General features: G+C 70.8%; 7 protein-coding genes. 4 read left to right on the forward strand and 3 right to left on the reverse strand.

Annotated features, from left to right (window positions below; all coding sequences use genetic code 11):
* On the forward strand, positions 1–244 hold a 244-nt coding region (locus tag AB0J68_RS24715), incomplete at its 5' end, for a hypothetical protein (protein WP_363940600.1).
* Positions 245–318: 74 nt separating this feature from the next.
* On the opposite strand, the gene AB0J68_RS24720 is transcribed toward AB0J68_RS24715, so the two are convergent.
* Complete coding sequence (locus tag AB0J68_RS24720; protein ID WP_354862458.1) at positions 319–891, reverse strand: cob(I)yrinic acid a,c-diamide adenosyltransferase; 573 nt, start codon at positions 889–891, stop codon at positions 319–321.
* On the opposite strand from AB0J68_RS24720, the gene murA reads away from it, so the two are divergent.
* Positions 890–2,332 (forward strand): UDP-N-acetylglucosamine 1-carboxyvinyltransferase, encoded by a 1,443-nt coding sequence (murA, locus tag AB0J68_RS24725; RefSeq protein WP_354862457.1) that lies wholly within the window; start codon positions 890–892, stop codon positions 2,330–2,332. The genes AB0J68_RS24720 and murA overlap by 2 nt on opposite strands.
* A gap of 57 nt (positions 2,333–2,389) precedes the next feature.
* On the opposite strand, the gene AB0J68_RS24730 is transcribed toward murA, so the two are convergent.
* Positions 2,390–2,938, reverse strand: coding sequence for an RNA polymerase sigma factor (locus AB0J68_RS24730; RefSeq protein WP_354862456.1), 549 nt, complete (start codon positions 2,936–2,938; stop codon positions 2,390–2,392).
* Positions 2,939–2,982: 44 nt separating this feature from the next.
* Between AB0J68_RS24730 and AB0J68_RS24735 the strand changes: the two genes are divergently transcribed.
* Complete coding sequence (locus tag AB0J68_RS24735) at positions 2,983–4,428, forward strand: serine/threonine-protein kinase (protein ID WP_355137942.1); 1,446 nt, start codon at positions 2,983–2,985, stop codon at positions 4,426–4,428.
* Here AB0J68_RS24735 and AB0J68_RS24740 read toward each other — a convergent pair.
* Positions 4,419–5,054, reverse strand: a complete 636-nt coding sequence (locus AB0J68_RS24740; protein WP_363940601.1) for a hypothetical protein — start codon at positions 5,052–5,054, stop codon at positions 4,419–4,421. The genes AB0J68_RS24735 and AB0J68_RS24740 overlap by 10 nt on opposite strands.
* Positions 5,055–5,261: 207 nt before the next feature.
* Between AB0J68_RS24740 and AB0J68_RS24745 the strand changes: the two genes are divergently transcribed.
* Positions 5,262–6,110 (forward strand): 3-hydroxyacyl-CoA dehydrogenase family protein, encoded by an 849-nt coding sequence (locus AB0J68_RS24745; protein WP_363940602.1) that lies wholly within the window; start codon positions 5,262–5,264, stop codon positions 6,108–6,110.
* Positions 6,111–6,137: the final 27 nt, after the last annotated feature.

Below are 6,137 nucleotides of genomic sequence, written 5' to 3' on the forward strand. Positions count from 1 at the left end.
CGCCCGGCTCCGGGCGGTCAGGCTTGATCCCTGCGCCGGGCGGGCTCCCCCGGAAACCCTTCGTCGGGCACTGTCCGTCGTTCTGGCGCGGGCTTCTGTCAACTGCCGTTACCGATGCAGACGGGTCCTGCCTCGCGGGTTGATCGGCTCGACTTTCCTGATGTCGGGGGTGTCCTGGTGGCCGGGACACCCCGACTTCAAGGAAGCGGAGTTGATCAAGGCGCTGGTCGGGCGGCCGGGCTGAGGAGTCGGCTCGGCGAGGCGTGGTGGCGATCAGATTGGGAAGTCACACCTCGACGTCGCGCGCAGCGCCCGACCTCAGCGCTTGCCGCCGGGCACCCATAGCACATCTCCCGCCGGATTTGCCGTTCTTGACAGGATAAAGAGCAGATCGGAGAGCCGGTTGAGATACTTTGCCGGGAGCGGGCTGGTCCGGTCCGGATCGTGGCTGACCAGCGCCCACGCCGCCCGCTCGGCACGCCGGGCGATGGTCCGCGCCACGTGCAGCAGCGCCGCGCCCGCGGTGCCGCCGGGGAGGATGAAGGAGTCGAGCTTGCTCAGGCGTGCGTTGTACTCGTCGCACCAGCCCTCCAGGCGCTCGACGTACTCCTCGGTCACCCGCAGCGGCGGGTACTTCGGCTCCGGCTCGACCGGGGTGGACAGGTCGGCGCCGACGTCGAACAGGTCGTTCTGCACCGACGCCAGCACGCCCCGCAGTTCCTCGTCGAGCTGGCCGAGAGCGAGCGCGACACCGATCGCCGCGTTGCACTCGTCGACATCCGCGTACGCGGCGATGCGTGGATCGGTCTTCGGGACCTGCTCGTTGTTGCTCAGCCTGGTCATGCCGGCGTCGCCGGCCTTGGTGTAGATGCGCGTGAGGTGGACGGCCATGACGCACAGCCTACGGATACCGGACCTGACGATCCCCGCACGGCCGGACGCGACAGCCGGCTGGCCCGCGGTGGTGGGTCCCGGCGACGCCGGCGATCCGGCGGTCAACGACGTCGACGTCATCCGGGTCTGCGGTGCCGCCCGGCTGGCGGGCACCGTACACGTCGTCGGCGCCAAGAACTCGGCCCTGAAGTTGATGGCCGCCGCGCTGCTCGCACCCGGCCGCAGTGTGATCACCAATGTTCCCCGGATCACCGACATCGCGATCATGGGGGAGGTGCTGCGGCGGCTGGGCTGCGACGTCCGGTTCGACGCGGACGACCCCGTCGACCCCATGGTGGCCCGCGGCGGCGTCGCCCGGTCCCGCTCGGTGACCATCGACGTACCCGCGCAACCCGGCGCGGAGGCCGACTACGACCTGGTCCGACGGCTGCGCGCGTCGATCTGCGTGCTGGGCCCCCTGCTGGCCCGTCGGGGGTACGTGCGGGTGGCCCACCCCGGCGGCGACGCGATCGGCTCGCGCGGCCTGGACATGCACATCTCCGGGCTGACCCGGATGGGCGCGGAGATCTCCGGCGAGCACGGCTTCGTGATCGCCGAGGCCCCGCACGGGCTGCGCGGCGCGGACATCGTGCTGGACTTCCCCAGCGTGGGCGCGACCGAGAACCTGGTGATGGCGGCCGTGCTGGCCCAGGGCACCACGACGATCGACAACGCGGCCCGGGAGCCGGAGATCGTCGACATCTGCACGATGCTCAACCAGATGGGCGCGCGGATCTCCGGCGCCGGCACGTCCACCCTGCGGATCACCGGCGTGGCCGGCCTGCGTCCGGTGCGGCACGCCACAGTGGGGGACCGGATCGTCGCCGGCACCTGGGCCTTCGGCGCCGCGATGACGCGCGGCGACGTGACGGTGACCGGGCTGGACCCGGCCTACCTGGAGGTCGCGCTGGACAAGGTCGTCGCGGCCGGCGGCCTGGTCGAGACGCACGGTGACGGCTTCCGGGTACGCATGGACGACCGGCCCCGGGCGGTGGACGTGGTGACGCTGCCGTACCCCGGCTTCGCCACCGACCTGCTGCCCATGGCGATCGGGCTGGCCGCGGTCAGCGACGGCGCCTCCCTGATCACGGAGAACATCTTCGACGGCCGGTTCATGTTCGCCAACGAGATGATGCGGCTCGGCGCGGACATCAAGACCGACGGGCACCACGCGGTGGTCCGGGGGCGGGAGCGGCTGTCCGGAGCGCCGGTACGGGCCACCGACATCCGCGCCGGCGCCGGGCTGATCATCGCCGGCCTCTGCGCGGACGGGCCCACGGAGGTCTCCCACGTGCACCACGTCGACCGGGGGTACCCGGATTTCGTGGCCGACCTGCGCGCGCTCGGTGTGGCGGTGGAGCGGGGCACCGCGCCGGACGAGCCGTCGCTGGAGATCTGACGCCCTGGCCGGCGTCCCACCGGGTCGGCACCCGCGAACGCTGTGGGTCGCGCGGTGTCAGGTGGCCTGCAGCGAGGCACGCACGTGCCGTCGCGCGTCGTGGATACGTGACTTCAGGGTGCCGACCGGAATGGCGAGATGGTCGGCGATCTGGTCGTAGGTCAACTGGCACAGGTCACGCAGCACCAGCGGGGCGACCAGTTCGGGTCGGTGCGCCTCCAGTCGTTCCAGCGCGTCCAGCAGGTCGAGTCGGGAACCCGCGATCACGCTTGTGGTGCGCGGGTCGGCGGCGTCGAGCGGGAGCTGTGGCGTGGACTGCTCGTCGGCCCGGCGCTTGAGGCTGCGGTACGTCTGCCGGGCGCAGTTGGCCGTGACGATGTGCAGCCAGGTGGAGAACTTCGACCGGCCCGCGAAGCTGTCGATCTTGCGGGCGACCTGCAGGAGGGCATCCTGGCACGCCTCTTCGGCATCCTGCCGGCAGGGAAGGAGGCGCAGGCACTGCCGCATGACCTGCGGGCCGATCCTGACCAGCAACATGTCCAGTGCGGCGGCGTCGCCCCTTGCGGCACGACCGGCGAGATCCTCGATAGCAAGATCGTCTGACAAGCTCAGGCCCCGTTCCTCAGCGTCTTGTCGGCCATAATACGGGCGTGTCAGTACCCGGCAAGATCGGTCGATACCGCGTTGTACGGCGTATCGGTTCCGGAGCGTTCGCCACCGTGTGGCTCGGCGCCGACGATGCTCTGGACGCTTCCGTAGCGATCAAGGTGCTGGCGGACAACTGGTCGTACCACGCTGATCTGCGGGAGCGGTTCGAGCAGGAAGCGCGGATCATGCGGCGGACGGATTCCAGTCTGCTCGTGCGTGTGCTCGACGTCGGTGAGCTGCCTGATGGACGGCCGTACCTGGTGATGCCGTACGCGGCTGGCGGCACCCTCGCCGATCGGCTCGTCTCGGGGCCGCTGCCGGTACGGGAGGCCCTGCTCATCGCGGCCGACATCGCCAGCGCCGTCACGGTGCTGCACGAGGCCGGCGTGCTGCACCGGGATCTCAAGCCGTCCAATGTGTTGTTCCAGCCGGCTGCGGACCGGGATCGGGTGCTCGTCGCCGACCTCGGTCTGGCCAAGGCGCTCGCCAACGCGTCCGGCTTCACCATCGCGGCTGGCACACCCGGCTACATGCCACCCGAGCAGGCCACCGCCGGTGGTGGTCTGGACATCCGCGCCGACGTGTACGCGATCGGCGCGACGACCTACCACATGGTGACCGGCCGCCCGCCCGAGCCGGCACGGTCGACCGGTAGCCGTTCGGGCCGGGCCGGGCGCACCCTGCTCCGGCCATCCGAGCTTCGGCCCGGAATTCCCTCCGAAGTGGACGACCTGGTGCGCCGCGCGCTGCATCCCGACCCGCGGCAACGCTGGGCGTCCGCTGCCGTGATGCGCGAGGAGCTGCACCGGGTCATCGCGTCGTTGGAGCGGGACGCGGGCCGTGGCCGGTTCGTGCGGCAGGTGGGGCGGGTCGTCGGCGTCGGGGTCGCACTGACCGCGCTGCTGGCGATGACTGGTTCCAGTTCCACGCTGCCGGCACGGTCCGGGTGGGTTCGCGTGGACGACGCCTCCGGTGCTCTTTCGGTGGCGGTGCCGGCGAGCTGGGCCGGCCAGGTGAAGGACGCCGGCTGGGACCCTTCGGTACTGCGCCTTCCCGCTGGCCAGGCGCCGGGTCTCGTGGTCGCCCCGAACCTCGCCGTCTGGCCGGACCCGGCGAGTGGGATGGCCGGTGTGTTCGTCGGCGCGAGCAGGGGGCTGCTCGCCGGCGACCCGGAACCGGCGTTACCCGGCCACCCCTCCTGCGTCCGGCAGCCCGACCGGACCGTGAACGTGGGGGGTGACAGGGCGTTGGTACGACGGTGGACATCGTGTGGCGCTTCGGTGTCGTTCAGCGAGGTGGTGTTGGCCGTGCCGCAGCGCGGCTGTGGCGTCTACCTGCAGATCAAGCAGGTCGGTGACGAGGACCTGACCGACGAGATCCTGGCCGGCCTGCGGTTGTCCAGCGCGCTGGCGCCGCAGGCCGGCCGTTTCGGGTCCGTCTACTCGTAGCAGTTCTGGTTCGCGTACTGGAGGGTCAGCTGGGTGACTATGCCGTTCCTCGTCCCGATGCGGTAGACGGCCTTGCTGTTGCCGGGGGTCTTCGCGACGCCGCGACCGTTCGTCGCGTCTCCGTCGGCTGCCTTCCACGTCGGGTAGATCCGCAGCATCTCGGCGCTCGACATGCCGATGCGCGCTCCCTCGGGCGTCCTGATTCCCTCGTACGCGTCGATGGTGGCGATTCCCAGGGTCGGCGAGAGGAGGACGACCCCGTCCTCGCTCGGCGCGGCCCGCAGGTGCGCCGGCGCGCAGTCGCCCCCGTTGTTCCCGAAGGCCCGCAGCTGTCCCGTCCCGGTGGCCTGCTGACGGGTCATGCCGAGCTTCAGCGAGCCGATGCCGTCCGGGCCCAGGACGAGCGACGCCGCGCGGGTCGGGTCGCTTGGCGGTCGGGCGGACGACGGGGACGACGGGGGCGGGCTGGACGGGGTGGACGGGGTGGGCGTGCCGGTGGTGGCCGCGCTGGTCGTCGGCTCAGGCGAGCCTGCGGGCGCAGCGTTGCCGTCCTGGTGTGCGGGTGACGAGCACCCCGCTGCGAGCAGGAGGCAGGTGAGGGTTCCGACCATGGATGTTGCGCGCATCATGAGCTCCTGGCTGTGTCCGTCTGTTGCGTTGTCGTAGGGTTCGATGCACCCAACCGGAAGTTTGTTCGCTCTGGCGAGTCGTGCATCCGTCACACGGGCGCGGCGGCTGGCGCCCCGACACCGTCCCTCCGGAGCACTTAGTCATCGTTCAGGCTCGCAGACTAGGGTGCAGGCAGGCACTCAATCGCAGCGAGGGAGAAGCAGATGGCGGGTCGACTCGCGGTCGTCGGGGCCGGGCTGATGGGCTCCGGCATCGCCCAGGTGGCGGCGCAGGCGGGCTGGCAGGTGACGCTGCGCGACCTGGACGACGCGGCCACCACCCGGGGGCTCGGCGGCATCCGGAAGTCGCTGGAGAAGTTCGCCGAGAAGGGCAAGATCGAGGCGTCCGACGTCGAGGCGACGCTGGCGCGGATCACCCCGACCACCGACCTGGAGGCGGCGGCGGACGCGGACATCGTGGTCGAGGCGGTCTTCGAGCGGCTGGAGATCAAGCACGAGGTGTTCCGTGCGCTGGACAAGATCTGCAAGTCCGACGCGGTGCTCGCCACCAACACCTCGGCCATTCCGGTCACCCAGATCGCCGCGGTCACCGAGCGGCCCGAGGCCGTCGTCGGCACCCACTTCTTCTCGCCGGTGCCGATGATGCAGCTCTGTGAGCTGGTGCGCGGCTACAAGACCAGCGACGAGACGCTGGCCACCGTGCGGGCCTTCGCCGAGGAGATCGGCAAGACGGTCGTGGTGGTCAACCGGGACATCGCCGGCTTCGTCACCACGCGGCTGATCTCCGCCCTGGTGGTGGAGGCGGTCAAGCTGGTCGAGTCCGGCGTGGTGTCGGCGGAGGATCTGGACACCGCCTGCCGGTTGGGCTTCGGGCACGCGATGGGCCCGCTGGCCACCACCGACCTGACCGGCGTGGACGTGCTGCTGCACGCCTCGAAGAACATCTACACCGACACGGCGGACGAGAAGTTCTTCCCGCCGGAGCTGCTCCAGCGCATGGTCACCGCCGGCGACCTGGGCCGCAAGACCGGCAAGGGTTTCTACACGTACTGAGTCGCGACGACCGGGGCGGCTGCCCGC

It is taken from the genome of Micromonospora sp. NPDC049580 (assembly GCF_040675595.1).
Classification (GTDB): Bacteria; Actinomycetota; Actinomycetes; order Mycobacteriales; family Micromonosporaceae; genus Micromonospora.

Excerpts from the sequence above, each read along its gene's own strand:
- AB0J68_RS24720 (WP_354862458.1), bottom strand. The coding sequence starts at position 891 with ATGGCCGTCCACCTCACGCGCATCTACACCAAGGCCGGCGACGCCGGC.
- murA (WP_354862457.1), top strand. The coding sequence starts at position 890 with ATGACGCACAGCCTACGGATACCGGACCTGACGATCCCCGCACGGCCG.
- AB0J68_RS24740 (WP_363940601.1), bottom strand. The coding sequence starts at position 5,054 with ATGCGCGCAACATCCATGGTCGGAACCCTCACCTGCCTCCTGCTCGCA.
- AB0J68_RS24745 (WP_363940602.1), top strand. The coding sequence starts at position 5,262 with ATGGCGGGTCGACTCGCGGTCGTCGGGGCCGGGCTGATGGGCTCCGGC.